Here is a 24286-nt window from a genome sequence, read left to right as displayed (position 1 = left end):
CCAGTCAATACAGAAGAGGGCCAGAATGGTCGGTGCCGCGGCATTGGTCAGCCCGTGCCCCATTCCGAAGAGCCCTGAGTACTGCCCCTGTGCGTGCGCGGGAGCGAGCCCGAAGCTGAGTTCGAACGAGCCTGCCGAATGCCAGAGTTCTTGGCACCCCGAGCCGGTCACGGACGGGGACGCTCCGGCGCCCGGTCCGGCGGCGGCCCTGTCTGCGCTGCCGGACCTGCGCGGCGCCGCTGCCTGGGACGGTGACCCGCTGCCTCTGTTGTGGCAGTGGCTCACAAACGCGGAGCGGCAGGTGCCGTCACTGTCCTACCGGCTGCACCGGCCGGCGTTCATGGGCGAACACCTCCTCGCCGACGGCACCCCCTCCGCCGACCGGGCCCAACTGCGCGTCGCCACCCACCGCGAGGCCCGACACGCGAGCGCCGAAGTGACCTTCAGGTGGGGGCGTACCGAGAATTCCGGGATGGTTGCGGGCAGTCGGGCGGTCCGAACGAGGGACATTGCGTGTGTCAGCGGGGTTCACCGAGACGCTGAGCGCCAAGGTGGCCGCCATGAAGAAGAAGATCATGCGCCTGTTCGCGCTGTCGACCGTCCTGACCTGCCTGCTCGGAGCCGCCTCCGGCGAGCCGAAGGAGGGGGCGGAGTACTTCCGTCTCCAGCACCCGGTCAGCGGTGTGGCCGCCCGGGAGGTGGCGGAGGTGTTCTGGTACGACTGCCCGCACTCCTACGCGCTCGAGAAGCCGCTGGAGGACTGGGCCGCACAGCAGAGTCCCCCGGTGAAGGTGGTGCGGATCCCGGCCGCCTGGGAGGACCAGCCCGACATGGTCGCCTACGCCCGCCTGTACTACACGCTGGACCGGCTCGGCCTCGCGGGGCAGGAGGCGATCCCGGTCTTCCAGGCCGTGCGGGACCAGGGCAAGGACCTCACCACGGAGCAGGCCGTCGTGAGATGGGCGGCCAGGCAGGGGCTCGACGTGGCGGCCGTACGGAGCGCCTACACGTCCAAGGAGGTCGACGCCAAGGTCGAGGCGGCTCCCGCCCTCCGTGAGCGCTACCAGGTGACCGAGGAGCCCACCGTGGTCGTGGGCGGACGTTTCCGCACCACCCCGATGCTGGTCGGCAGCGCCGCCAAGACCGTCTCGGTGCTGGATCACCTCTACCACAAGGCAGTGGGCCACTGAACAAGGCAGCAGGGTGAACGCGGCGGCACGCAGCAGGGTGAACGCGGCGGCACCGACGACGGGGACCTGGACGGCCGTGCGTGAGGGCCGTGGGAGCCTGCGTCACCAGGTGAGGTGCAGGCTCTCCGGTGAACGGTGGATCATCGTCGGCCGCATGGTGACAGGACGGTCGTCCGCCAGTCGCAGTCCTGGCAGCCTGCGGGTCAACTCCTCCAGAGTGAGGCGGAGTTGCTCGCGGGCCAGCTGAGACCCCGGGCAGCTGTGCACTCCGGAGCCGAAGGCGAGGTGGCGTGCGGGAGTGCGGGTGATGTCGAACTCGTCGGGGCTGTCGTGCCGGGAGGAGTCGCGGTTGGCCGCCCCGAAGGCCACGAACAGCGTTGCCCCGGCCGGGAGTTCGGTGCCGGCAATGGTGACCGGGCCGGTGGTGACACGGCGGAAGCCCTGGAGGGCGGTGTCATGGCGGGCGGCCTCCTCGACCGCCGCCGGGATCCTCTCGGGCTCAGTGCACAGCAGCTCCCACTGATGGGGGTGCCGGAGCAGGTGCAGGACGGTCGTACCGATGAGCGCCGTCGTGGTCAGATGCCCGGCGATCAGCAGGTTCTGAAGATGGGCGACGAGTTCGTGCCGCTGCTCCAGGGTGAGCTCACCCCCGCCGACGACTGACGTGACGAGCTCCGTGCAGAGGTCCTCGCGGGGCTCGGCGTGCCGCTCCCGGACGTACCGGTCAAGGATGTGCTGCATCGCGACCACGTCCTCGGCCGCGGCGATCTGCTCGTCCTCCTCCAAAGGGCGGAACAGCAGCTCCTCGGCGCGATGGCCGCCATGCACGACCGCGGGCACGTCGGCGGGGTCGAGGCCGACGATGCGGCCGATGACCTGGCCGGGGAGCTTCCCGGCGTACGCCGACATCAGCTCGACGTACCCGTTCTTCACGAACCCGTCCACCAGGGCGGCGGCCCGCTCGGCGGCGTACGGCAGTACGGCCGCGACGCGGGCCGGTGAGAGCCCGCGCACGATCGGCGCTCGTAACCGCTGGTGGTGGGCGCCGTCGGCGGTGACGACGACAGGCCGCCCGCCGAACCCGCCGCCGAGGACGGCGAGTGCGGGGGGTGCGGGCATCACGTCGGGGAGCAGGGCGTTCGCCGACGAGAAGTCCTCGGGCCTGCGCAGGACTTCCCGTACGTCGGCGTCGCGGGCGACCAGCCAGGCGTCGAGCTCGGCGACGTAGGTCAGCCCGTCGGCGCGCCGTGCTCGCTCGTAGTGCGGGTAGGGGTCGCGCTGCAACTCGTCGAGCCTGCCGTGCAGTTCACTGTCCACGGGACGCCCTCCCGGCCGTCGGTGGTGCGGGGTCGGGCTCATGGTGCCGTACGGATGTGCGACTGCGGTAGGTGCCTTCCGGGTTCTGCGGGTGTCTGCCCGGGCCGGGCCAGAACACCACAAGCGCAGGATCGTCGACGGCGACCGTCCGCAGCGGAAGACGCCAGCCCCGGCGTTCCTGCGCCGGGACCCCTTCCGGCGATCGAAACTGAGACAAGTGCGTGGCCCGCCCATGAACACCCCTTTGAGCAGCCCGGATTCCCTACGATTCGTCATGTGGTCAACTTCCTCGTCCAACGCACGGCACCGCTCCCTCTCGACGAGGCATGGCGTCGCCTGACCGAGTGGTCCCGGCACGGTGAAGTGGTCCCGCTGACCCGCGTCACGGTGACCACTCCCCCGCCTACGCGCGAGGGCACGGTCTTCGTGGCCCGTTCGGGACTCGGCCCGCTCGCCTTCGACGACCGGATGGAGGTCACGGTGTGGCAGCCGCCGACGGACGACGCACCCGGTCTGTGCCGGCTGGAGAAGCGGGGGCGGGTCGTGACGGGGTGGGCGGAGATCGAGGTACGGCCGGGGCCCGGGGGCCGCAGCCGGGTGGTGTGGCGGGAGGAGCTCGGGGTCCGGCTCCTGCCGGGACTCTTCGACCCGCTCCTCCTACGGGCGGCCCGATACGTGTTCGGGCGGGCGGCGAACCGCCTCCTCAGGATGCCGTGATACCGGTCGCCCGGGACGAACACCTCGTCGTCCGCACGCGTTGTCGATACGATCACCTCTGCGCGCCGATGCCGCGGGGGCACCGGCGGAAGGGGAGATCGTGCAGCAGTTGGAGCTCCGCGTCGATGCTGGCCCCGAAGCCCCAGCAGACATGACCGACCGTCACGTCCGTTCTCTGTACCGGGATCTGCGTGCGCTCGGCGTACTCCGGGTCGAGCGCAAGGCAACCGCCGCGCCGACCGACTCGATGGCGGGCGTGGCATACGACCTCGGAGTGCTGGTCCTCAGCGGCGCCTTCTCCGCGGCGACACTCAAGGCCGTGAGCAACGTCGTGGTGGCCTTCGTGGAGCGCTCCAAGGCCCGGTCGGTGGACTGGGAGTTCGACGGCAACAAGGGCTCGTTCAGTGCCTTGTCCGCCAAGGACCAGCATGCCCTGGTGGAAGTGGTGTCCGCGTACATCGCCGGCGCGACCGCCGACCCGACTGGCCAGGACACCGACAGCGAGCCGGGAGTGGGCGATGGCAGGACGCCGGATCGCACTGCTGGTCGCGACTGACGGCTACCAGGACCCCGGGCTCAGCCAGCTCCGGGCTCCGGCCCGCGGCGCCGGCGAGCTCAAGGCCCTGCTCCAGGATCCGGCCATCGGGCGCTACGACTTCGTCCGCGAGCTGCTGAACCGGCCCAAGGAAGAGATCGAGAGCCAGATCGAGGAGGTCCTCAGTGACCGCTCTCCCGATGATCTCGTCCTGCTGTACTTCGCCTGTCACGGCATCAGGAACGACGCGGACCAGCTGTTCTTCGCCACCCTGACCACCCAGCTCAGGCGTCCGCACACCACTGCCATCCAGGCCTCGCTCGTCCACCAGCTGCTCGACGAGTGCCAGGCCCGCACCAAGATCGTGTTGCTCGACTGCTGTTACAGCGGCCTCTTCCACCGCGGCAGGCCGATGTCCCCGGCGCCCGTGGACGTCGAGAAGGCGCTCGTGGGTCGCGGCACGTTCGTCATCACGGCGTCCACCGCCCTGGAGTACGCGTACGACGGCGAACAGGTGACCGCGGAGAACGGCCCCTCGGCGCCCCGCTTCACCTCGGCCGTCATCGAGGGCCTGAGCACAGGCCTGGCGGACCGGAACCGGGACGGGGTGATCACTCCCGACGAGCTGTACGACTTCGTGCACCAGGCGATGACCGATCAGCCGGAGTCGGGCCAGACGCCGACCAAGTCGGGTCAGTGCGAGGGGAACGTCGAGCTGGCGTACGCACCGTGGATCGACGCGGGCGCCGGACCGTTCGCCCGCGCCGCCCGGGCGGACGAGCTCACGCTCGGCTCGATCCTCCCGCCTCCCGTGGACACCGTCGACCGGGGGTTCATCTGCGACGCCTGGGAGGGCGCGTCACGGCTGATGGCGCCCGTCGGCCGTCTGGAGACCGGCTCCGGCGGCGAGCTGATGTGCGTCGACTTCTCCAGCCGGGACGGCAACGCGGCCGTCGTAGGAAAGCTGGGCAGCGGAAAGACCACCCTGCTCCGCTCGATGATCATGTCCCTCGCCCTCACGCACACCCCGCACGAGGCCGAGTTCTACCTGCTGGAAGGGGCGGTCAACCGGCTGGGGGTGCTGCGCCCGCTGCCGCATGTGCAGATGTTCGCGGCACCGCACGAACACAGCGCCGTCGAAGGGGTCCTGAACGATGTCGAGGCGGCCGTCGCGACACGGCGGACTCTCTTTCGCGATCTCGACATCGACTCCATCGAATCCTTCCGCACGCTGCGCTCGAGCGGCCGGATCGAGCGGGGCATCGCCGGTGACATCTTCCTGGTGATCGACGGCTGGCTGGACTTCCGCTGGGAGCACCCGCAGTTCGAGGACCAGGTCCACCGACTGGCCAACACCGGCCTGAACTACGGGGTCCACCTCCTGGTGACCGCCCGCCGCTGGAGCGACTTCTCCGTCGATCTGCGCGGGCTGCTCGGCACCAGGATCGAACTGGCCCTGGACGACCCGGAGGAGTCGCACGTCGACCCCGCCCTGGCATCGGGCATCAGCGTCGGCTGGGCCCTCTCCCGACGCCGGCGTTTCCGTGTCGCCGTCCCCCGGTTCGACGACGGCGCCGGAGACGTCGCCGCACGGCGGTCCCTGACCGACACCGCCCATCGGATCAGCGCGGGCTGGCTGCCGCTCCAGGAGGACGCCGGCGCCGCACGTCCCGCACGGCTGCCCCTCTCCTTCACCCAGCTGCTGGGCCTCGACGACGCCGCCTCGGTCGATGTCTCCGTCCTGTGGCGGCCCAGGGCAGCGGACGAACGGCTGAGAGTGCCCCTCGGCACCGGTGAGGACGGCCGACCCGTCCTGCTCGACATCAAGGATGCCGCCCGGGGTGGCATGGGCCCGCACGGGCTGTGCGTGGGCGCGCCCGGATCCGGCAAGTCGGAGCTGCTGCGCACCCTGGTGCTCGGCCTCGCCGTCAGCCACTCCAGCGAGCAACTCAACTTCGTACTCGCCGACTTCAAGGGCGACTCGACTTTCACCGGCATGGCGAAGCTGCCGCACGTGTCCGCAGTCATCACCGACCTCGCCGACGAACTGCCGCTCGTCGACCGGATGCGCGACGCCCTCGGCGGCGAGCTGCAGCGACGCCAGGAACTGCTGCGCAGCGCGGGCAACTACGCGAACATTCGCGAGTACGACACGGCACGCGCCGCGGGCGTCTCCCTCGAACCACTGCCGACACTTGCGGTGGTCATCGACGGGTTCTCCGAACTCCTCACCGCCAAGCCCGACTTCATCGAGGTCTTCATCCAAATCGGCCGCATCGGCCGGTCGCTCGGCGTGCACCTCCTCCTGGCCGCGCAGCGGCTGGAGGAGGGGCGGCTGCGCGGGCTCGACACCTTTCTCTCCTACCGCATCGGCCTGCGGACGTACTCCGCCGCTGAGTCCCGGGCGGTGCTCGGCGTTCCCGACGCGTACCACCTGCCCTCGGATCCGGGCACCGGCTATCTCAAGTCGGGGACGGACGAGATGATCCGCTTCAAGGCGGCCTACGTGTCCGGCCCGCTCCCGGGCCCGGTGGACGACGACCCCCACGAACCCGACGGGGACACGGTCCTGGAAGTCGTCGTCGACGGGCTGGCCTCGGCGGGACCGCCGGCCCACCGGATCTGGCTGCCTCCGCTGCACGAACCGCCGAGCCTCGAGACCCTGCTGGGCGGCCTCGTCCACGATCCGGGGCGCGGTCTGCGATCGAGCGGGCCGGGCGGCTCTCTCATAGTGCCGCTCGGCCTGGTCGACAAGCCGTTGGAACAGCGACAGGACCTCTTCCAGGTGGACTTCTCCGGAAAGGGCGGGCACGGGCTGGTCGTCGGAGGCCCGCAGTCCGGCAAGTCCACTCTGCTGAGCACACTCGTCCTGTCCTTCGCCCTCACCCACACACCGGCCGAAGTGCAGTTCTACTGCCTCGACCTCGGTGGCGGGCGCCTCGGCACCCTGACCGGCCTGCCCCATGTCGGCGGCATCGCCACGCGGCTGGCCGCGGACCAGGTACGCCGTACCGTCGCCGAGGTGACGGGCGTCCTCGACGAGCGCGAGGCGTTCTTCTCCTCCGAAGGCGTCTGGAGCATGGCCCAGTACCGCGCCCGGCGTGATCTGTGGCCCGATCAGCCGTGGGGCGACGTCTTCCTGGTCATCGACGGCTGGTCCACCTTCCGCTCCGACTACGAGGAGCTGCAACCCGTGATCGCCGACATCGCGACCCGCGGCCTGGGCTACGGCGTGCACCTGGTGATCAGCGCCACCCGGTACTCGGAGGTCCGTCCCGCCCTGCGTGATCAGCTGCTCAGCATGGTCGAACTGCGCCTGGGCGACCCCATGGACTCAGAAATCGACCGCCGAGAGGCCGCGAGCGTCCCGATCGGGGTCCCGGGCCGCGGGCTGTCCCCCGACAAACTGCACAGCCTCACAGCCCTGCCCAGGCTGGACGGTACGGGTGGCGAGGAGTCCCTCTCCGACGGTACGGCGGCGCTGGTACGGCAGGTGCGCGACGCGTGGCACGGTCCCGTCGCCCCGCCGGTCCGCACGCTGCCGGAGCTGCTCCTCGTCGCGGAGCTGCCGGCCGCCGACGGCGCCCAGCACCGCGGAGTACCCGTAGGGGTCGACGACACCCGTCTGGCCCCGGTGTTCCTCGCCTTCGAGACCGACCCGCTGTTCATCGGCTTCGGCGACCACGAGTCCGGCAAGTCCTCGTTCCTACGGCTGCTGGCACATCAGATCGGTCAGAGGTACACACCGGCACAGGCCCAGCTGCTTGTGGTCGACTACCGGCGTTCACTCCTGAGTGAACTCCCGGACGAGCACGTGCTGGAGTACTGCACCGCGGGGCCCCGCCTGCAGACGGCTGTCGAGGAGGTGGCCGCGGCCCTCGCCAGGCGCCTGCCCGGACAGGATGTGACACCTGAGCAGTTGCGCGAACTCAGCTGGTGGTCGGGGCCGGACCTGTACATCCTCGTCGACGACTACGACCTGATCGCCACGAGCAGCGGCAACAACCCGCTGGTGCCGCTCCTGGAATATCTGCCGTTCGCGCGCGACGTCGGCCTGCGCATCGTGATCGTCCGCACGGTTCACGGGGCTTCGAGAGGGTTGTACGAGCCGTTCCTCACGCGGATGAGGGAACTCGGCGCGCAGGGCATCGTGCTCTCCGGCGATCCCTCCGAAGGGGCGCTGCTGGGATCGGTCAAGCCGAGCCGTCGGCCGCCGGGGCGCGGGACACTGGTGACCCGGCACTCGACGCTTGGCGTACAGCTCGGTTTCGTCCCGTCGAAGTACGACTGAGTGCCGTGGCGCGCCCGAGCCCGGGAGCGGCTCAGGCCACCGAACCTATCCGCCCCGCCGGCGCGGACGCCGTGTCGCGATGGATCGGCGTGTGCGCCCCGGTGAGCGAAACCCCGCTGCCGCCGCGCCGGTTGGCGACGATCTCGGAGGCGATCGACAGGGCCGTCTCCTCCGGGGTGCGGGCGCCGAGGTCCAGCCCGATCGGGGACCGCAGCCGCGCCAGCTCCAGCTCGGTCACGCCGACTTCACGTAGGCGTTCGTTGCGGTCGAGGTGGGTGCGGCGGGAACCCATCGCGCCGACGTAGGCCACCGGGAGCCGGAGGGCCAGCTTCAGCAGCGGAATGTCGAACTTGGCGTCGTGGGTGAGGACGCACAGGACGGTGCGGGCGTCCACGGACGTCCGCTCCAGGTACGTGTGGGGCCACTCGACGACGATCTCGTCCGCCTCCGGGAAGCGGTTCCTCGTGGCGAAGACGGGGCGCGCGTCGCACACCGTCACGTGGTAGTTCAGGAACTTGCCGATCCGCACCAGCGCGGAAGCGAAGTCGATCGCGCCGAACACGATCATCCGGGGCGGGGGGACGGAGGACTCCACCAGGACCGTGAGCGGGGCTCCGCAGCGTGAGCCCCGCTCACCGATCTCCAGGGTGCCGGTCCGCCCGGCGTCGAGGAAGGCCGCGGCCTCCCCGGCCACCGTGCGGTCCAGCTCCGGATGGGCGCCGAAGCCGCCCTCGTACGATCCGTCGGGGCGCACCACCAGCGCCCGGCCCCGCAGTCCGGCCGGTCCCGACACGATCCGCGCCACCGCCGCCGCCTCCCCACGGGCGGCGGCGGCCAGCGCGGACGCGACCACCGGGCGGGCGGGATCACCGGCCCGTACCGGCGTGACGAGGATGTCGATGATGCCGCCGCAGGTCAGGCCGACCGCGAAGGCGTCCTCGTCGCTGTACCCGAAGCGCTCCAGAACGGTTTCGCCGTCCTCCAGCGCCTGTTGGCACAGGTCGTACACGGCGCCCTCCACACAGCCGCCGGAGACCGAGCCGATCGCCGTGCCGTCGGCGTCCACCGCGAGTGCGGCGCCCGGCTGGCGGGGTGCGCTGCCGCCGACGGCCACCACGGTGGCCACGGCGAAGTCACGTCCCTGCTCGACCCACCGGTTCAGCTCCTCGGCGATGTCCAGCATCTCTCGGTCTCCTAACGGGGTTCGTGTGGAGGGCCATTCAAGGGTGAAGGGCCATTCAAGGGCGTCTAGTGGACGCCCATCCAGCTCTGGATCGGGTTGAGGGCGAAGTAGACCAGGAAGATCACCGTCAGGCCCCACATGAAGGCACCGATCTCCCGCGCCTTGCTCTGGGCGATCTTGATGGCGACGTAGGAGATCACTCCGGCCGCGACGCCCGCCGTGATGGAGTACGTGAACGGCATGATCACGACGGTCAGGAAGACCGGGATGGCGGTGGCGCGGTCGGCCCAGTCCACGTGGCGGGCGTTCATCATCATCATGGCGCCGATGACCACCAGGGCCGCGGCCGCCACCTCGCCGGGGACGATCGCCGTCAGCGGGGTGAAGAAGAGACAGGCCGCGAAGAACAGTCCGGTGACGACGGAGGAGAGACCGGTACGGGCCCCCTCGCCGACGCCTGTCGCCGACTCGACGAACACGGTCTGGCCGGAGGCGCCGGCGACGCCACCGATCGCGCCGCCCGCGCCGTCGATGAACAACGCCTTGGACAGACCCGGCATCCGGCCCTGCTCGTCGGCCAGCTTGGCCTCGGTGCCGACGCCGATGATGGTGGCCATCGCGTCGAAGAAACCGGCGAGCACCAGCGTGAAGACGATCATGCCGACGGTCATCGCACCGACCTGGCCCCAGCCGCCGAACTCCACCTTCCCGAAGATCGAGAAGTCCGGCATGGACACCGCGCTGCCGTGCAGTTCGGGAGCGCCGCTCGCCCACTGCCTGGGGTCGATGACGCCGAGTGCGTTGAGCAGCACGGCGATCACGGTGCCGCTGACGATGCCGATCAGGATCGCGCCGGGGACGGCGCGCGCCTGCAGCATGAAGATGACGAGGAGGGTGGCCGCGAAGATCAGCACCGGCCAGCCGGCGAGTTCACCGGCCGGGCCGAGGGTGACCGGAGTCGCCTTGCCCTGGTGCACGAAGCCCGCCTTGACCAGGCCGATCATGGCGACGAACAGGCCGATCCCCATGGTGATCGCGTGCTTGAGCGCGAGCGGGATCGCATTCATGATCATCTCGCGCAGGCCGGTGACGACCAGCAGCATGATGACCACGCCGTACATCACGCACATGCCCATGGCCTGCGGCCAGGTCATCTGGGGCGCGACCTGCGACGAGAGCACACCGGAGACGGAGAGGCCGGCGGCGAGGGCGAGCGGCACCTTGCCGAAGAAGCCCATCAGCAGCGTGGTGAAGGCCGCCGCGAACGCGGTCGCGGTGATGAGGGCCTTCTGCCCGAGCGTGTCCCCCGCCACGTCCTTGCCGGACAGGATCAGGGGGTTGAGCAGGAGGATGTACGCCATCGCCATGAAGGTGGTGACGCCGCCGCGCACCTCGCGCGCGACCGTGGATCCTCGCTTGGATATGTGAAAGTACCGGTCGAGCCAGGACCTGCCGGCCGGGATACGGGTTCCTTCACCCGCATCTTCGGCGGTGGTCGATGGCTCCAGTGACTGCTGGGTCATGTGGGCCTACTCCCAAGGTTCACAGGGGCACCCGCGGTGGTTCTCAAGGGTTTGCGGGATTTGGGAAGGTGCTTCGGCCGCACGACCCGGGGGACGGCCCGAGGCGAACGAACTCTCTGGTACTGACGGTGGTGCCGTGGTGCCGTGGTGCTTCAAGTTCCGCGAGCGGTGCGGTGCTTGAGTACTCCGGGCAGCGCGGCGAAGTGTGACGTTCCCGGCGCCGCCCGGAGGGACTGTGCCTACGCCGTTCCGGTGAGGTGCTCCGGACGTACCGGCGTGCGGTCGAGCTCCAGCCCGGTCGCGTTCCGGATCGCCGCGAGGACGGCCGGGGTCGACGACAGGGTGGGTGCCTCGCCGATGCCCCGCAGCCCGTAGGGGGCATGGTCGTCGGCGAGTTCGAGCACGTCGACCGGGATGATCGGCGTGTCGAGGATGGTCGGGAGCAGGTAGTCCGTGAAGGACGGGTTCCTGACCTTCGCCGTCTTCGGGTCGACGATGATCTCCTCCATCACCGCGATGCCCATGCCCTGGAGGGTGCCGCCCTGGATCTGGCCGAGGACGGACAGCGGGTTGAGCGCCTTGCCGACGTCCTGGGCGCAGGCCAGCTCGATGACCTTGACCAGGCCGAGTTCGGTGTCGACCTCGACGACGGCGCGGTGCGCGGCGAAGGAGTACTGGACGTGGCCGTTGCCCTGGCCGGTGCGCAGGTCGAAGGCCTCGGTCGGGCGGTGCCGCCACTCGGCCTCGATCTCGACGCTCTCGCCCTCCAGTACATCGACCAGGTCGGCGAGGACCTCGCCGCCGTCGGTGACGACCTTGCCGCCCTCCAGCAGGAGTTCGGCGGTGGCCCAGGCCGGGTGGTAGGTGCCGAACTTGCGGCGCCCGATCTCCAGGACCTTCTCGCGCACCAGCTCGCAGGAGTTCTTGACGGCGCCACCGGTGACGTACGTCTGCCGCGAGGCGGAGGTGGAGCCGGCGGAACCGACCTGCGTGTTGGCCGGGTGGATCGTCACCTGCGCGACGCCCAGCTCGGTGCGGGCGATCTGCGCGTGGACGGTGACACCGCCCTGGCCGACCTCCGCCATGGCCGTGTGGACGGTCGCGACGGGCTCGCCGCCGACGACCTCCATGCGGACCTTGGCGGTGGAGTAGTCGTCGAACCCCTCGGAGAAGCCGACGTTCTTGATGCCGACCGCGTAGCCGACACCGCGTACGACGCCTTCGCCGTGGGTGGTGTTGGACAGACCGCCGGGCAGCTGTCGTACGTCGGAGCCCTCGCTGGACTCCCACTGGCGCTCCGGCGGCATGGGCATCGCCTTGACGCGGCGCAGGAGTTCGGCGACCGGGGCCGGCGAGTCGACGGGCTGCCCGGTCGGCATGATCGTGCCCTGCTCCATCGCGTTGAGCTGACGGAACGCGACCCGGTCCATGCCCACCTTGTCGGCGAGCTTGTCCATCTGGGCCTCGTAGGCGAAGCACGCCTGGACCGCGCCGAAGCCGCGCATGGCGCCGCAGGGCGGGTTGTTGGTGTAGAGGGCGACGGCCTCGATGTCGACGTCGTCGACGACGTACGGGCCGACGCTGAGCGAGGAGGCGTTGCCGACGACCGCCGGGGAGGCCGAGGCGTAGGCGCCGCCGTCCAGGACGATCCGGCACTTCATGTGGGTGAGCTTGCCGTCCTTGGTGGCCCCGTGCTCGTAGTAGAGCTTGGCGGGGTGGCGGTGGACGTGCCCGAAGAAGGACTCGAAGCGGTTGTAGACGATCTTGACCGGCTTGCCGGTGCGCAGCGCCAGCAGGCAGGCGTGGATCTGCATCGACAGGTCCTCGCGGCCACCGAACGCGCCGCCGACGCCTGCCAGCGTCATGCGGACCTTGCTCTCGGGCAGTCCGAGGACCGGGGCGATCTGCTTCAGGTCGCTGTGCAGCCACTGAGTGGCGATGTACAGGTCGACGCCGCCGTCCTCCGAGGGGACCGCGAGACCGGACTCCGGGCCGAGGAAGGCCTGGTCCTGCATGCCGAAGGTGTACTCGCCCCGGACGACGAAGTCGGCCTTCTTGGCGGCCTCCTCGGCGTTGCCGCGCACGATCGGCTGGCGGTGGACGATGTTCGGGTGCGGGACGTGACCGATGTGGTGGTCGTCGCGGCCCTCGTGGATGAGGATCGCGTCCGGCGCGGTCGCGGAGGCCTCGTCGGTGATGACCGGGAGCTCGCGGTAGTCGACCTTGATCTTGGCTGCGGCGCGGCGCGCGGTCTCCGGGTGGTCCGCGGCGACGATGGCGACCGGCTCACCGTGGTGGCGGACCCTGCCGTGCGCGAGGACCGGGGTGTCCTGGATCTCCAGGCCGTAGTTCTTCACCTCGGTCGGCAGGTCGTCGTACGTCATGACGGCGTAGACGCCCGGGGTCTTCAGCGCCTCGCTGGTGTCGATCGAGACGATCTCGGCGTGCGCGACCGTGGAGCGCAGGATCTGGCCCCAGAGCATGTCCTCGTGCCACATGTCGGACGAGTACGCGAACTCGCCGGTGACCTTGAGGGTGCCGTCCGGGCGGAGCGTGGACTCACCGATGCCGCCCTTGGTCTTGGAACCCTGGGTGACCTTCGTGGGCGTGCCGAGGGGAGCGCCGTTGGTGGGCATCGTCAGACCGCCTCTCCCTGCCGGGCGGCCGCCAGGCGGACCGCGTCCATGATCTTCTCGTAGCCCGTGCAGCGGCACAGGTTGCCCGACAGGGCCTCGCGGATGTCCGCGTCGCTCGGGTTCGGGTTGCGTTCGAGCATCTCGTCGGCGGCGACCAGCAGACCGGGGGTGCAGAACCCGCACTGGACGGCGCCGGCGTCGATGAACGCCTGCTGGATGGGGGAGAGTTCGGTGCCTTCGCCGGTCTGGGAGTCCTGCCCCTTGGCCGCCCACTGCTGGGAGTCCTGCAGCGACGTACCGCAGGCACCGGAGGCACAACCGCCGTGCTCGGCGCGCTGCTTGGCGAAGTCCGCCAGACCCTCGACGGTCACGACCTCACGGCCTTCGACCTGACCGGCGGCCACCAGGCAGGCACACACGGGCACTCCGTCCAGGCGGACCGTGCAGGAACCGCACTCGCCCTGCTCGCAGGCGTTCTTGGAGCCGGGCAGACCCAGGCGCTCTCGCAGGACGTAGAGCAGGCTCTCGCCCTCCCAGACGTCGTCGGCTTCCTGCGGACGTCCGTTGACGGTGAAGTTGACGCGCATCACGCAGCTCCCTCGGTGGTGCGGCGGGCGCCGCGGTACGACTCCCAGGTCCAGGTCAGCGTGCGGCGCGCCATGACGCCCACCGCGTGACGGCGGTAGCTCGCCGTGCCCCGGACGTCGTCGATCGGGTTGCAGGCGCCGGAGCACAGCTCCGCGAACTGCTTGGCGACCGACGGGGTGATGATCTTTCCGTTGTCCCAGAAGCCGCCCTCTTCGAGCGCCGCGTTCAGGAACTCCTCCGCGGCCTTCGCCCGGACGGGTGTGGGCGCCGCGGAACCGATGCCCGTACGGACGGTGCGCGACGACGGGTGCAGGGCCAGGCCGAAGGCGCACACGGCGATGACCATCGCGTTGCGCGTGCCGACCTTGGAGTACTGCTGCGGGCCGTCGGCCTTCTTGATGTGCACGCGCTTGATGAGCTCGTCGTCGGCGAGCGCGTTGCGCTTCACGCCGGTGTAGAACTCGTCGATCGGGATCAGCCGGGAGCCGCGCACCGACTCGACCTCGACCTCGGCGCCCGCCGCGAGCAGCGCGGGGTGGGCGTCGCCGGCCGGGGAGGCGGTGCCGAGGTTGCCGCCGACGCCGCCGCGGTTGCGGATCTGCGGGGAGGCGACCGTGTGCGAGGCGAGTGCGAGACCCGGCAGCTCGGCGCGCAGGCTCTCCATGATCTTCGAGTACGGGACGGAGGCCCCTAGCCGCACCGTGTCCTCGCCGACCTCCCACTCGGTGAGGTCGCCGATGCGGTTCAGGTCGAGCAGGTACTCGGGCCGGCGGTGGTCGAAGTTGATCTCGACCATCACATCGGTGCCGCCCGCAATGGGCACAGCGGTGGGGTGCTCAGCCTTGGCGGCGAGCGCCTCCTCCCAGCTGGCGGGGCGAAGGAAGTCCATGACCGGCTCTCTTCTTCGTCTCGTGAGTCGTACGGATCAAGCCAGATCTGGTGCGGTGGGCCCGGCTTGTTCATGTGCTGTTTACGCGGAGTGGAGCCAGTACACAGCGCCGTGCTCCACCCAGGTCAGTCACGGAAACCATGAAGGAGTTGGCTGGCCAGGCCGGGCATCTTGTAGATTCGTATGAACGGAGGTCATCAGTAACCTCTTGGTTTTCCTGTAGAAACGCAGGAAACAGCCTGGCAATCAAAGGATGCGCCGCGCGCACCGGTCGCCGGGCTCCTCCCACCGACCATCCTCACCACTCATCGTAGATTTCGAGACAAAGAACGGCGGCGACGAGAATGCGGCTGCGCGCACTGCTGGACACCGACGCGCTGGGCCTGCGGCTGCTCGGCGGCGAGGACGAGCTGGACCGCACCGTGCGCGGTGTGATGACCACCGACCTCAGGGATCCCAGCCGCTACCTCTCGGGCGGGGAGCTGGTCCTCACGGGACTGGCCTGGCGCCGCGACGCCGACGACTCCGAGGCGTTCGTACGGATCCTGGCGCAGGCGGGGGTGGTCGCGCTGGCGGCCGGCGAGGCGGAGCTCGGGGACATCCCGGACGACCTGGTCGTGGCGTGTGTCCGGCACCGCCTGCCGCTGTTCGCGGTGCACGAGTCGGTGGCGTTCGCGACGATCACCGAGCACGTCGTACGGCAGGTGTCCGGGGAGCGCGCCGGGGACCTCGCGGCCGTGGTCGACCGGCACCGGCGGATGATGACCTCCGGCCCGGCGGGCGGCGGCCCGGACGTGGTCCTCGACCTGCTCGGCTCCGACCTGGACCTGCGGGCCTGGGTGCTGTCCCCCACCGGACGGCTGATCGCGGGCCCGAAGGTCGCGGGCCCCGGGCTGCCCGCCGACACCTGCGCCGGGCTGGCCGCCGAGCACCTCGCCGCCGCCCGCACGGGCCGGCGCGGCCCCCATCGCGTGACGCTCGGTCCGGCCACGTACAGCCTCTTCCCGATCCGCAGCTCGGGGGGCCGCCCGGCGGCGGCCGGGGCAGGGCGTGCCCCGCAGGCCACCCGGGACGTGCGCGAGACGGTCCTGTCGGACTGGCTGCTGGCCGTCGAGGCGGACGCCGGGGACTGGCCCGCGGAACGGCTGGACCTGCTCCAGGGCGTCACCCAGCTGATCTCGGTCGAGCGGGACCGGCGGGACGCGGCGCGCACGGTGCGCAGGCGGCTGGCGCAGGAGGTCCTGGAGCTGGTGCAGGCGGGTGCCGCGCCCGCCGAGATCGCCGCCCGGCTGCGGGTGGCCGCGCCGGTGCTGCTGCCCGGCCTGGGGGCCGCCCCGCACTGGCAGGTGGTCGTGGCCACGGTCGAGTGGGAGGGTGGCGACATCGAGGCGGGGCCGGTCGCCCAGTCGCTCCTGGAGGAGATCCTCGTCGACCCGCTCGCCACCGGCCCGGAGCCCTCCGACCGCATCGCCGTGGCCCACACGGGCGACGAGGCCATCGCCCTCGTACCGCTGCCTGCCGTCTCCACCGAGCACGACGGCTCGGAGTCCGGCATCCTCGCGGACGCGCTGCTGGAGTCCGTACGGGACCCGCTGTCGGCCGGACTGGACGGCGACGGGCAGGTGACGCTGGGCGTCAGCGCGGCCGTGCACTCTGCGGAGGGGCTGCGCGGGGCGCTGGAGGAGGCGCGGCACGCGCGGCGGGTGGCGGCGGCGCGTCCCGGGCGGGTGTGCGCGGCGGGCCACCAGGAACTGGCCTCGCACGTCCTGCTGCTCCCGTTCGTCCCGGACGACGTACGGCGGGCCTTCACCGCGCGGCTGCTGGATCCGCTGCGCGACTACGACCGCCGCCACCGCGCCGAGCTGATCCCCACCCTGGAGGCGTTCCTCGACTGCGACGGCTCCTGGACGCGCTGCGCGACCCGGCTGCACCTGCACGTCAACACGCTGCGCTATCGGGTCGGGCGGATCGAGCAGTTGACGAGCCGTGACCTGTCCCGGCTGGAGGACAAGCTGGATTTCTTCCTGGCGTTGCGCATGAGCTGAGGTCACCCGGGCATGCCACGGGGGTGACACGAAGTGCCGTCGCTGTCCCACGACTTTGTGAAATCCTTCACCCACCCCCTTGGCCGGGCGCCGCGATTCGTGCTGAGATGCCGCCACCACTCATAGCTCGATGGCGTGCTCGGGGAGGGCAACGTGGCGCATACCGCCATGTCTGGTAACGGAACGACCGCTGGTGACGATCCCCTCCAGACCGCGGTATGGCGGCTGCGCTCACGCGCCTGCTGGGCCGACGCGGCGGCCCTGCTCCAGCCCCGCACCGCGGACGCCGCGCTGCAGCGGGCCGCGCTGCTGGTCGAGCGGTGTCTGTACACCGAGCAGGGCTGGGAGGAGGCCGAGGACGCGCTGCGTACGGCCGAGGCGCTGGCCCACACCGACGACGAGCGGGGCGCGGCCGCTTGTGAACGGGGGTACTTGGCGTACGCGGCGACGCTGCTGGGGGTCCGGGACCGGGCCGACGAGGCGCGTGCCGCGCTCGGGCGGACGGCGGCGCTGATCCCTCCGGGGGCGGCGGGACGGGCGCTGCTGGACTTCCGGCGCGGGCTGGTGGCCCAGAACCTCGCCCAGGCGCCGCAGGCGGCCCGCGCCGCGTTCCGCCGCGCGCACGCCGGCGCCACCGCGCACGGCGACCTTCTGCTGCTCTCCTTCACCTGGCGGCATCTGGCGGGACTGGCCCTGCGGGAAGGGGAGTTGGCGGAGGCCCGGCACGGGTTCGCCGAATCCCTGCGGATCCGTGAGGAACTGGGGTATCTGGTCGGTACGGCGCCCGCCCTGGCGTCGCTCGCGGACGCCGAGGCGGAGCCGGAGGCGTCGCGCCTGCGTGAGGAGGCCCGGCGGCTGTTCCAGTTGCTCGGGGGCGTACCGACGTGGCTGGCGCGGCAGTTGGCGCCGCCTGCGGCGGGGGCGGCCACTGCGTGAGGAGTGCCGCGGCGGCCCAGAGACCACTCAGAGGAACCTGAGAGGTTGCTGTGCCAGTCTGGCGCGCCCAACCCCCCATGGAGGAGCGCCTGATGAGCCTCGTCAACGGCTTGCCCGCACATGTCCTGCTGGTCCATTTCGTCGTGGTACTGGTACCGCTGACGGCCCTGGCCCTGGTCGTGTGCGCCGTGTGGCCGGCCGCCGCCCGCCGCATGGGCCTGGTGCTGCCGGTGCTGGCCCTGGTCACCCTGGTGAGCGTGCCGCTGACCACGGGGGCCGGCGAGTGGCTGGAGAAGCACGTGGGCAGCAGCGCCCTCGTACGGCAGCACGCGGAGCTCGGCGACGGACTGCTCCCCTGGGCACTGGGTCTGTTCGTCCTGGCGGCGGCGGTGTGGTGGACGACCCGCCGGTCAGCGGCACAGCAGGACGGCGCCCGGTCGGGGTCCGTCATCCGGATCGCGGCCACCGTGCTGTCCCTCGCGGTGGCGGCGGGCGCCGTCGTGGACGTCTACCGCATCGGCGACTCCGGCGCGAAGGCGGCCTGGCAGGACGGCTACTCGAAGACGGCGACCGGATCGGCCGACGGGGACGGCTGACCTGCGTCAGCGCCCTGACGGGACGCGCGTGTGGTCCGTCGGGGGCAACCCCTGACGGACCACACGTCCCGCAGCGCTCAGGACGCCCCCGCGAAGTGTCCGCCCACCAGTGCCCGCACCACGTCCAGATCCCCAGCGATCAGCGCTTCCAGCAGGGCCGTGTGTTGGGTCGCGTCTGCCAGGAGGTCGGCGTGGCCACGTGAGGACGGGCCGCCCACCAGGGGCCACTGGGCGCGGCGGTGGAGGTCGTCGGCGATCTGCACGAGTTGTGCGTTGCCGGACAGGGCGAACAGCGCGCGATGGAAGGTGCGGTCGGACTCGGCGTACGTCGCGCGGCAGCCGGAGGACGCGGCGCGGAGAGTCGCCTCGGCGAGGGGGCGCAGCGCGGTCCACCGCTCGGCGGGCACCGTACGGGCCAGCCGGAGCATCACGGGGATCTCGATCAGCGCACGAACCTCGGCCAGTTCGGCCAGTTCGCGGGCCCCGCGCTCGACCACCCGGAAGCCCCGGTTGGGAACGACCTCGACGGCGCCCTCCAGGGCGAGCTGCTGCATGGCCTCCCGCACCGGCGTCGCGGAGACCCCGAACCGCTCCCCCAGCGCGGGCGCCGAGTACACCTCGCCCGGCGTCAGCTCGCCCGCGACCAGCGCGGTGCGCAGCGCGTCGAGGATCTGCCCGCGCACGGAGGCCCGCTGGACCAGGCGGGGCCGGGGAATCGGCTGCTCACTGTGCGTGTGCTCGCCACGGGTGACCTCCGCGGCGACGCCACGCTCCCGGTCCACGTCCTGGGCCCTGGGCTGCGGCGGCACCCTGGGCACCCCGCCGGTCCGGGCCTCCGGAACCCCCGTCTCCGCGGAGCTGTGGGCGCTCTGCTGCACGGGTCCTCCTCCGGACGTGTCGGTACTTGGGGTCATTACGGCGGGTTGTTACTCGTCCGTCAAGCACCTTAGGCGCAGTTGTCATCAGTTCAAATCCCATTGACCATAAATAAGGTTAGCCTTGCCTTTTTATTCGTCATGTATCCGTCGCGGATCGACGGTCTCCGCACGCCTGCGCCCCACTCGGCACTCTCCGACGCCCACGCCCGCCTGACCAGGACCTTCCCCCGGCCGGTCGCCCTGGAGGTAAAGCCCGACGAGCGGGCCCCTGGAGGCGTTGGACGGATCTCCGCCACCTCGCCGACGGAGGGCGGAGTCGGGCTCGACACATTCCTGGCACGGGACGACGCACAGGTGCTGCGCGACCACCGAGTCCGCGCCCGGCCGGCGTGGTCGAGAGCTTCGGACTGCCGCGCCTCCCCGTGACCCACGTCTCGTACGACCGGGCCACCCCTGCCCCCCTCGGCAACATGACCGTACTTCTCCTGTCCGCCCGCCCGGCAAGGAGCGGCGGGCCGCGCGGGAGCTGGAGGCGCGCTGCCGCCGGGGGCGGGTCCGGGCGAGCTGCCGCGCGTTCTCCACGGTGCAACCCGAGGGCACCTGCGCCATCCGCGACGCGGACCGCGTCGGCAAGCCGTCAGCCGACGCCGCGAGTTGAGGCACCCTCAGGCACTCCGGCCGCCGACCGTCCCGTAAGATCTGCGGGAACAAGGCGCCCGCCCGGTTACAGGCAATTCACAACTTCCTCACCTGTCGCAGGAACTTTCCGTGGAACCATCCGTACGGGTACTCTTATTCGAACTCAACTCCCGCCCCTCAAGCGGCAGTTCGAGCAGAACGCCGCCCTGGGCATCCCCTTGCACTTCCTTGGCGGCCTCTTGCCCCGAAACCCCCTGAGGGCCGGTGGGATTGGGCCACTATGGCGGGCGTTACGCCCTATCCCAATGCAAGGGACCCCAGATGAGACTGACCGACATATCGCTGGACTGGCTGCTTCCGGGCGCCGTACTGCTCCTGGGCATGCTGGCGGCGGTTGCGGTGCTCGCGCGCAGCAAGCGGTCCGGGGAGCACGCGAAGGACGACACGTGGGAGCGCAGCGAGGAGCGCCGTCGGCGCAAGGAGGCCATATATGGAACCGCCTCCTACGTCCTGCTGTTCTGCTGTGCGGCGGTCGCCGCCGCCCTCTCCTTCCACGGCCTGGTCGGCTTCGGCCAGCAGAACCTCGGCCTGACCAACGGCTGGGAATACCTGGTGCCGTTCGGCCTGGACGGAGCGGCCATGTTCTGTTCCGTGCTCGCGGTGCGCGAGGCCAGCCACGGTGACGCGGCCCTCGGCTCCCGGATACTCGTGTGGACGTTCGCGGGCGCCGCGGCCTGGTTCAACTGGGTGCACGCGCCCCGGGGCATCGGCCACGACGGCGCGCCCCAGTTCTTCTCCGGCATGTCCCTTTCTGCGGCCGTCCTCTTCGACCGCGCCCTGAAGCAGACCCGCCGGGCCGCGCTGCGCGAGCAGGGTCTGGTGCCGCGCCCGCTGCCGCAGATCCGTATCGTCCGCTGGCTGCGGGCCCCCCGCGAGACCTACAAGGCCTGGTCGCTGATGCTGCTGGAGAACGTGCGCAGCCTGGACGAGGCGGTCGACGAGGTACGCGAGGACCAGCGACAGAAGGAGCAGAACCGGCTGCGCCGACGGGAGCACGACCGCCTGGAGCGCGCCCAGCTCAAGGCCATCAGCCGAGGCCACCGCGGGTTCATCGGCCGCGGCGGCGGACGTCAGTCGGAGCCCCAGGCTCTTGAGCGGGCCTCCGCCTCGGTTTCCGCGGAGCCTGCCATATCGACCCCGGAACCGCTGCCCGTGCGCTCACGCCCGTCCCTGCAGCCCGTCCGCAAAGCCGGTTCTGAACCGGTGACCGTCGACCTCACCGCGGAGGACGACACCATGGCGCTGCCACGCCTCGACTCCCTGGAGCGCAAGCTCAAGGACCTCGAGCAGCAGTTCGGCTAGCGACGGCCTGCACGAGAAGGGGGCGTGACCTTCGGGTCACGCCCCCTTTCTGTGTCACGCCGCTCCGGCGTCGAGTTCGAACCACACCGCCTTCCCCACCCCGTGCGCCCGTACCCCCCACGCGTCCGCGAGGGACTGCACCAGGACCAGGCCTCTGCCGTGCGTGCCGTCGTCGGCGTTCGGTACGCGCAGTCTGGGCCTGCGGCCCACGAAGTCCCTCACCTCCACCCGCAGTCCACGGGGTCCGACGGTGGCCGTCAGCACCGCGTCGTGGTCGGTGTGGATGAGTGCGTTGGTGACGAGTTCGCTGGTGAGCAGCTCCGCTATCTCCGAGCGGCCGGGCCTGCCCCACTGCCGTAACAGCTCGCGCAGTGCCCTGCGTGCCTCGGGCACCGACTTCAGGTCCGCCCGGCCCAGTCTTTTCCGTAGCTCGGACGGCTGCGCCTGTTCCGCGCCGCCGTCGGTCTTTTCCTCCGTCGTCGCCGAGAAGGCCCCGATCGCCATGGGACCGCCTCCTCGTGCCTGCCTCTTCATGACCCCCGCCCGCGTGCCGATGTCGGTCCCCTCCTTGTCGAACACGTTCACGGGATCCATGCCCCACTGGGCACCCGGCAGTCATGTCGAATCGTCAACGACCAGGTGTTCGGCCACGGATGCGGAGTTTCCGGCCGGGTGGAGGGACTCTTTGGAGAGAGGCACCGCCGCCGTCCGAGCACCGAGGGGAGCCCGCCGTGCACGACGGCCGAACGCTGGTGGAGGCGCGCCTGGAGCGCGCCATGGGACAGTTAGTGCGGCCAGTGCAGTACGCGGAGGGGGTGCCGCTGGTGCTGTCCGCGTGGCATGTGCCCGGCGAGCCGGTGCCGGTGGACCAGGCGCTGTAGGCCGGCTACGAGACCTTCACGGCCGGAAGTCCGTGGGGAAAGCCCTGGTCGACGGATTGGTTCCGGTCGCCGGGGCGGGTCCCCGAGGAGTGGGCCGGGCGCCGGGTCGAGGCGGTGATCGACCCCGGTTTCACGGCCGACGGTCCCCGTTTCCAGGCGGAGGAACTGCTCTACGACGCCGCGGGCGTGCCCCTGAAAGTCGTTCACCCGCGCAGCCGTCACCTCGCCGTCGGCTCCCCGGCGAGCGGAGGCGGACTGGTACATCTGCCTCTGGAGGCGGCCGCCGATCCGGCAGTGGTGCACGGCTTCGAACCCACGCACCTGGGGGACGACCTGACCGCCGGGGATCGGCCCGTCGACCGATACCGCTCTGCCGACCTCGCCGTACTCGACGAAGCCGGGTGGCGACTCGGCCCGGCTGTGGCCGCTGCGCGAGACGGTCCGCAATGCCTCACGCATTCGCCGACGTCACCGCGCTCGCCGCCGACTCCGGCCGCCGGACTCCTTCGGCAACACCGCCGCCTTCCCACCGCTCGCGAAACTGGCCGGAATCCGATGGTTCCTCACTCACAAACTCAGCCGGAACCAGTCGAACGACATGCCCCGTCACACCTTCTGGTGGGAGGGCATCGACGGCACCGGACGGCACCGGCGACCAGGCCCCGGAGGACCGCAGCGGGGACGTGACGGTACGGCTGTACGAGTCCCGGGCCATGCCGGCGCCGGGGTTCCCGGTGGGCCGGGCCGAGGTGGCGGACCTGCTGGAACGGCCGCGGCACGAAAGCGACTTGAGCTTCGAGCTGCAGCCGTTCCAGATCCTCACGGTGCGGCTGCGACCGGCGTAGCGGCCGCCGGCTTCCCTACTTCCGGCCGATGCCCTTCTCCCCGATGTGGAAGATCTTGCGGGTGTCGCGGGTCATGTCGACGACCACCTTGGTGGTGCTGTTGCGGCTCCAGGTGAAGGTGACGACGGCCTCCGTGTACTTCGCGGTGCTGCCGTTGTCGGTGACCTTCCAGGCGAGCGGGACGTTCTGGGCGCGCAGGACGCCGTCGGCGTGCTCCCTGTCCTCCCAGGCCGCCAGTTCCTTCTGGAAGGCCGGGGTGAGGTAGTGGGCGCGCAGCGCGTCGCCGAGCTTGCCGCTGTCCTCGTCGGTCACCGCGTCGATGTAGGCGCCGTAGAAGTCGGCGATACGGGTGATGTTGTCGGACGACTTGCCGCTGACACTGCGCGCGGCGCCGGCGGAGGCCTGGGCGGTGGCGCCGAGGCCGAGGGCGACGGCGAGGACGCCGGCGGTGAGGGCGGTGCGGGTCTTGCTGTTCATGATGTTCCCCGTTTTCCGAGTGTGTGTGGTGATCGTCGGTGGGCCGCCCTCCCGACCCCCGTGGCAGGAGGGCGGCCCCGGTCGTACGGTCAGTGCAGCTTGTTGACCGCGGTGGTCGTGGTCTTCTCGAAGGCCTTCACCGGCGCGTCCTCGAAGGCGCCCAGCCGGCCCCAGTCGACGACCGTCACGGTCCTGCCGTCCCGTCCGACCGCGAGGAGGCGGATGTCGCTCGCGCCCCAGGAGGTCTCGGTGTGCAGGCCGTAGACGTGGGCGCCCTCCTCGACGGGCAGCGTGCCGTAGTCCTTGAACGCGACCTTGAGGTCGGGGTCGGCCTTCTCGGTCCGTGCCGCGCACGACCTGATGTCCTGGTTCAGCCGCGCGAACCGTTCCTTCGCCCCGCCGGTGCCCGACGACTCGACGCTGACCTGACGGGCGCTCGTGTCGAGGTCGGTCCGGAAGTCGCGGTGCCAGGAGTCCCGGTCGTCGCCGAGCACCATGCCCAGGCAACGGTCCGTTTCCACCGCCTCCGGGACGCCGGCGGTGACCTTGCCGGCCGTCCAGGAGGAGGAGGGGTGCGGCGGGAGGTCCCTGGCCGCGAGGAAGCCGGGTGCCTTTGTCACGGCGTTCGCCGGTGCGGCGAGCGCGGTGCCGAAGGCGAGGCCTGCGGCGGTGAGTGCGATGAGCGCGCCTGCTCGGGTGCGCTTGGGCATGGAGGTCCCCCGTGAACGAATGCATGGGTGTCGGATGTCGCGGCGATG

General features: G+C 70.9%; 19 protein-coding genes and 1 pseudogene. 10 read left to right on the top strand and 10 right to left on the bottom strand.

What is annotated here, in order from left to right:
* Positions 1–515 precede the first annotated feature (515 nt).
* Positions 516–1190 carry a thiol:disulfide interchange protein DsbA/DsbL gene (locus tag LJ657_RS06090; protein WP_232647184.1) on the top strand — a complete coding sequence of 225 codons (675 nt, stop codon included), beginning with the start codon at positions 516–518 and terminating at the stop codon, positions 1188–1190.
* A 102-nt stretch (positions 1191–1292) separates the two neighbouring features.
* Here the strand turns inward: LJ657_RS06090 and LJ657_RS06085 are convergent, their stop codons facing one another.
* Positions 1293–2507 (bottom strand): cytochrome P450, encoded by a 1215-nt coding sequence (locus LJ657_RS06085; protein WP_232647183.1) that lies wholly within the window; start codon positions 2505–2507, stop codon positions 1293–1295.
* A gap of 276 nt (positions 2508–2783) precedes the next feature.
* Here LJ657_RS06085 and LJ657_RS06080 point away from each other — a divergent pair, with 276 nt between their 5' ends.
* The 3 genes from LJ657_RS06080 to eccCb all read left to right on the top strand — a co-directional run bounded on the left by LJ657_RS06080 (position 2784) and on the right by eccCb (position 8050).
* Positions 2784–3224, top strand: a complete 441-nt coding sequence (locus LJ657_RS06080) for an SRPBCC family protein (protein WP_232647182.1) — start codon at positions 2784–2786, stop codon at positions 3222–3224.
* A 151-nt stretch (positions 3225–3375) separates the two neighbouring features.
* Positions 3376–3780 carry a hypothetical protein gene (locus LJ657_RS06075; RefSeq protein ID WP_232647181.1) on the top strand — a complete coding sequence of 135 codons (405 nt, stop codon included), beginning with the start codon at positions 3376–3378 and terminating at the stop codon, positions 3778–3780.
* On the top strand, positions 3743–8050 hold the full coding sequence (gene eccCb, locus LJ657_RS06070; protein ID WP_232647180.1) for a type VII secretion protein EccCb: 4308 nt from the start codon (positions 3743–3745) through the stop codon (positions 8048–8050). Before LJ657_RS06075 ends, eccCb begins: the two co-directional genes overlap by 38 nt.
* Before the next feature lie 31 nt (positions 8051–8081).
* On the opposite strand, the gene LJ657_RS06065 is transcribed toward eccCb, so the two are convergent.
* The 5 genes from LJ657_RS06065 to LJ657_RS06045 all read right to left on the bottom strand — a co-directional run bounded on the left by LJ657_RS06065 (position 8082) and on the right by LJ657_RS06045 (position 14869).
* Positions 8082–9233 (bottom strand): XdhC family protein, encoded by a 1152-nt coding sequence (locus LJ657_RS06065; protein WP_232647179.1) that lies wholly within the window; start codon positions 9231–9233, stop codon positions 8082–8084.
* A gap of 65 nt (positions 9234–9298) precedes the next feature.
* Complete coding sequence (locus LJ657_RS06060; RefSeq protein ID WP_232647178.1) at positions 9299–10756, bottom strand: NCS2 family permease; 1458 nt, start codon at positions 10754–10756, stop codon at positions 9299–9301.
* Positions 10757–10995: 239 nt separating this feature from the next.
* Positions 10996–13392, bottom strand: a complete 2397-nt coding sequence (locus tag LJ657_RS06055; protein ID WP_232647177.1) for a xanthine dehydrogenase family protein molybdopterin-binding subunit — start codon at positions 13390–13392, stop codon at positions 10996–10998.
* 2 nt (positions 13393–13394) lie between these two features.
* Positions 13395–13979, bottom strand: coding sequence for a (2Fe-2S)-binding protein (locus LJ657_RS06050; protein ID WP_232647176.1), 585 nt, complete (start codon positions 13977–13979; stop codon positions 13395–13397).
* On the bottom strand, positions 13979–14869 hold the full coding sequence (locus tag LJ657_RS06045) for an FAD binding domain-containing protein (RefSeq protein WP_232647175.1): 891 nt from the start codon (positions 14867–14869) through the stop codon (positions 13979–13981). Before LJ657_RS06045 ends, LJ657_RS06050 begins: the two co-directional genes overlap by 1 nt.
* Before the next feature lie 344 nt (positions 14870–15213).
* On the opposite strand from LJ657_RS06045, the gene LJ657_RS06040 reads away from it, so the two are divergent.
* The 3 genes from LJ657_RS06040 to LJ657_RS06030 all read left to right on the top strand — a co-directional run bounded on the left by LJ657_RS06040 (position 15214) and on the right by LJ657_RS06030 (position 18446).
* Positions 15214–16914: a PucR family transcriptional regulator gene (locus tag LJ657_RS06040; protein WP_232647174.1), complete on the top strand. Its 1701-nt coding sequence runs from the start codon at positions 15214–15216 to the stop codon at positions 16912–16914.
* A 153-nt stretch (positions 16915–17067) separates the two neighbouring features.
* Positions 17068–17850: a hypothetical protein gene (locus tag LJ657_RS06035; protein ID WP_232647173.1), complete on the top strand. Its 783-nt coding sequence runs from the start codon at positions 17068–17070 to the stop codon at positions 17848–17850.
* Positions 17851–17942: 92 nt separating this feature from the next.
* Positions 17943–18446 (top strand): DUF2231 domain-containing protein, encoded by a 504-nt coding sequence (locus LJ657_RS06030; protein WP_232647172.1) that lies wholly within the window; start codon positions 17943–17945, stop codon positions 18444–18446.
* Between the two features lie 77 nt (positions 18447–18523).
* Here the strand turns inward: LJ657_RS06030 and LJ657_RS06025 are convergent, their stop codons facing one another.
* A complete protein-coding gene (locus LJ657_RS06025) occupies positions 18524–19360 on the bottom strand; it encodes a GntR family transcriptional regulator (protein WP_269786076.1) in 837 nt (278 codons plus the stop codon).
* A 924-nt stretch (positions 19361–20284) separates the two neighbouring features.
* On the opposite strand from LJ657_RS06025, the gene LJ657_RS06020 reads away from it, so the two are divergent.
* A complete protein-coding gene (locus LJ657_RS06020; RefSeq protein ID WP_232647170.1) occupies positions 20285–21325 on the top strand; it encodes a DUF2637 domain-containing protein in 1041 nt (346 codons plus the stop codon).
* 54 nt (positions 21326–21379) lie between these two features.
* Here the strand turns inward: LJ657_RS06020 and LJ657_RS06015 are convergent, their stop codons facing one another.
* Complete coding sequence (locus LJ657_RS06015) at positions 21380–21829, bottom strand: ATP-binding protein (RefSeq protein WP_232647169.1); 450 nt, start codon at positions 21827–21829, stop codon at positions 21380–21382.
* Between the two features lie 383 nt (positions 21830–22212).
* On the opposite strand from LJ657_RS06015, the pseudogene LJ657_RS49485 reads away from it, so the two are divergent.
* Positions 22213–22846 (top strand): annotated as a pseudogene (locus tag LJ657_RS49485) (glycoside hydrolase family 38 N-terminal domain-containing protein); the annotation flags it as partial.
* Positions 22847–22889: 43 nt separating this feature from the next.
* The gene (locus LJ657_RS06005; RefSeq protein WP_232647168.1) at positions 22890–23051 is read left to right on the top strand and encodes a glycosyl hydrolase-related protein; all 162 of its coding nucleotides are present in this window, start codon (positions 22890–22892) and stop codon (positions 23049–23051) included.
* Between the two features lie 15 nt (positions 23052–23066).
* Here LJ657_RS06005 and LJ657_RS06000 read toward each other — a convergent pair whose 3' ends face one another.
* Both LJ657_RS06000 and LJ657_RS05995 read right to left on the bottom strand, forming a co-directional pair.
* Positions 23067–23528, bottom strand: coding sequence for a hypothetical protein (locus LJ657_RS06000; protein WP_232647167.1), 462 nt, complete (start codon positions 23526–23528; stop codon positions 23067–23069).
* Between the two features lie 89 nt (positions 23529–23617).
* Positions 23618–24238, bottom strand: coding sequence for a hypothetical protein (locus tag LJ657_RS05995; protein WP_232647166.1), 621 nt, complete (start codon positions 24236–24238; stop codon positions 23618–23620).
* Between the last annotated feature and the right edge of the window lie 48 nt (positions 24239–24286).

The organism is Streptomyces guryensis, assembly GCF_021261325.1.
Classification (GTDB): Bacteria; Actinomycetota; Actinomycetes; order Streptomycetales; family Streptomycetaceae; genus Streptomyces; species Streptomyces guryensis.
The sequence above is the reverse complement of the archived record's forward strand: the minus strand, read 5'-3'. Positions and strand labels throughout refer to the sequence as shown.

Coding starts and splice junctions, on each gene's coding strand:
- LJ657_RS06020 (WP_232647170.1), top strand. CDS start 20,285: ATGAGACTGACCGACATATCGCTGGACTGGCTGCTTCCGGGCGCCGTA.
- LJ657_RS06065 (WP_232647179.1), bottom strand. CDS start 9,233: ATGCTGGACATCGCCGAGGAGCTGAACCGGTGGGTCGAGCAGGGACGT.
- LJ657_RS06000 (WP_232647167.1), bottom strand. CDS start 23,528: ATGAACAGCAAGACCCGCACCGCCCTCACCGCCGGCGTCCTCGCCGTC.
- LJ657_RS06025 (WP_269786076.1), bottom strand. CDS start 19,360: ATGACCCCAAGTACCGACACGTCCGGAGGAGGACCCGTGCAGCAGAGC.
- LJ657_RS06075 (WP_232647181.1), top strand. CDS start 3,376: ATGACCGACCGTCACGTCCGTTCTCTGTACCGGGATCTGCGTGCGCTC.
- eccCb (WP_232647180.1), top strand. CDS start 3,743: ATGGCAGGACGCCGGATCGCACTGCTGGTCGCGACTGACGGCTACCAG.
- LJ657_RS06040 (WP_232647174.1), top strand. CDS start 15,214: ATGCGGCTGCGCGCACTGCTGGACACCGACGCGCTGGGCCTGCGGCTG.
- LJ657_RS06030 (WP_232647172.1), top strand. CDS start 17,943: ATGAGCCTCGTCAACGGCTTGCCCGCACATGTCCTGCTGGTCCATTTC.
- LJ657_RS06045 (WP_232647175.1), bottom strand. CDS start 14,869: ATGGACTTCCTTCGCCCCGCCAGCTGGGAGGAGGCGCTCGCCGCCAAG.
- LJ657_RS05995 (WP_232647166.1), bottom strand. CDS start 24,238: ATGCCCAAGCGCACCCGAGCAGGCGCGCTCATCGCACTCACCGCCGCA.
- LJ657_RS06015 (WP_232647169.1), bottom strand. CDS start 21,829: ATGGCGATCGGGGCCTTCTCGGCGACGACGGAGGAAAAGACCGACGGC.
- LJ657_RS06055 (WP_232647177.1), bottom strand. CDS start 13,392: ATGCCCACCAACGGCGCTCCCCTCGGCACGCCCACGAAGGTCACCCAG.
- LJ657_RS06060 (WP_232647178.1), bottom strand. CDS start 10,756: ATGACCCAGCAGTCACTGGAGCCATCGACCACCGCCGAAGATGCGGGT.
- LJ657_RS06050 (WP_232647176.1), bottom strand. CDS start 13,979: ATGCGCGTCAACTTCACCGTCAACGGACGTCCGCAGGAAGCCGACGAC.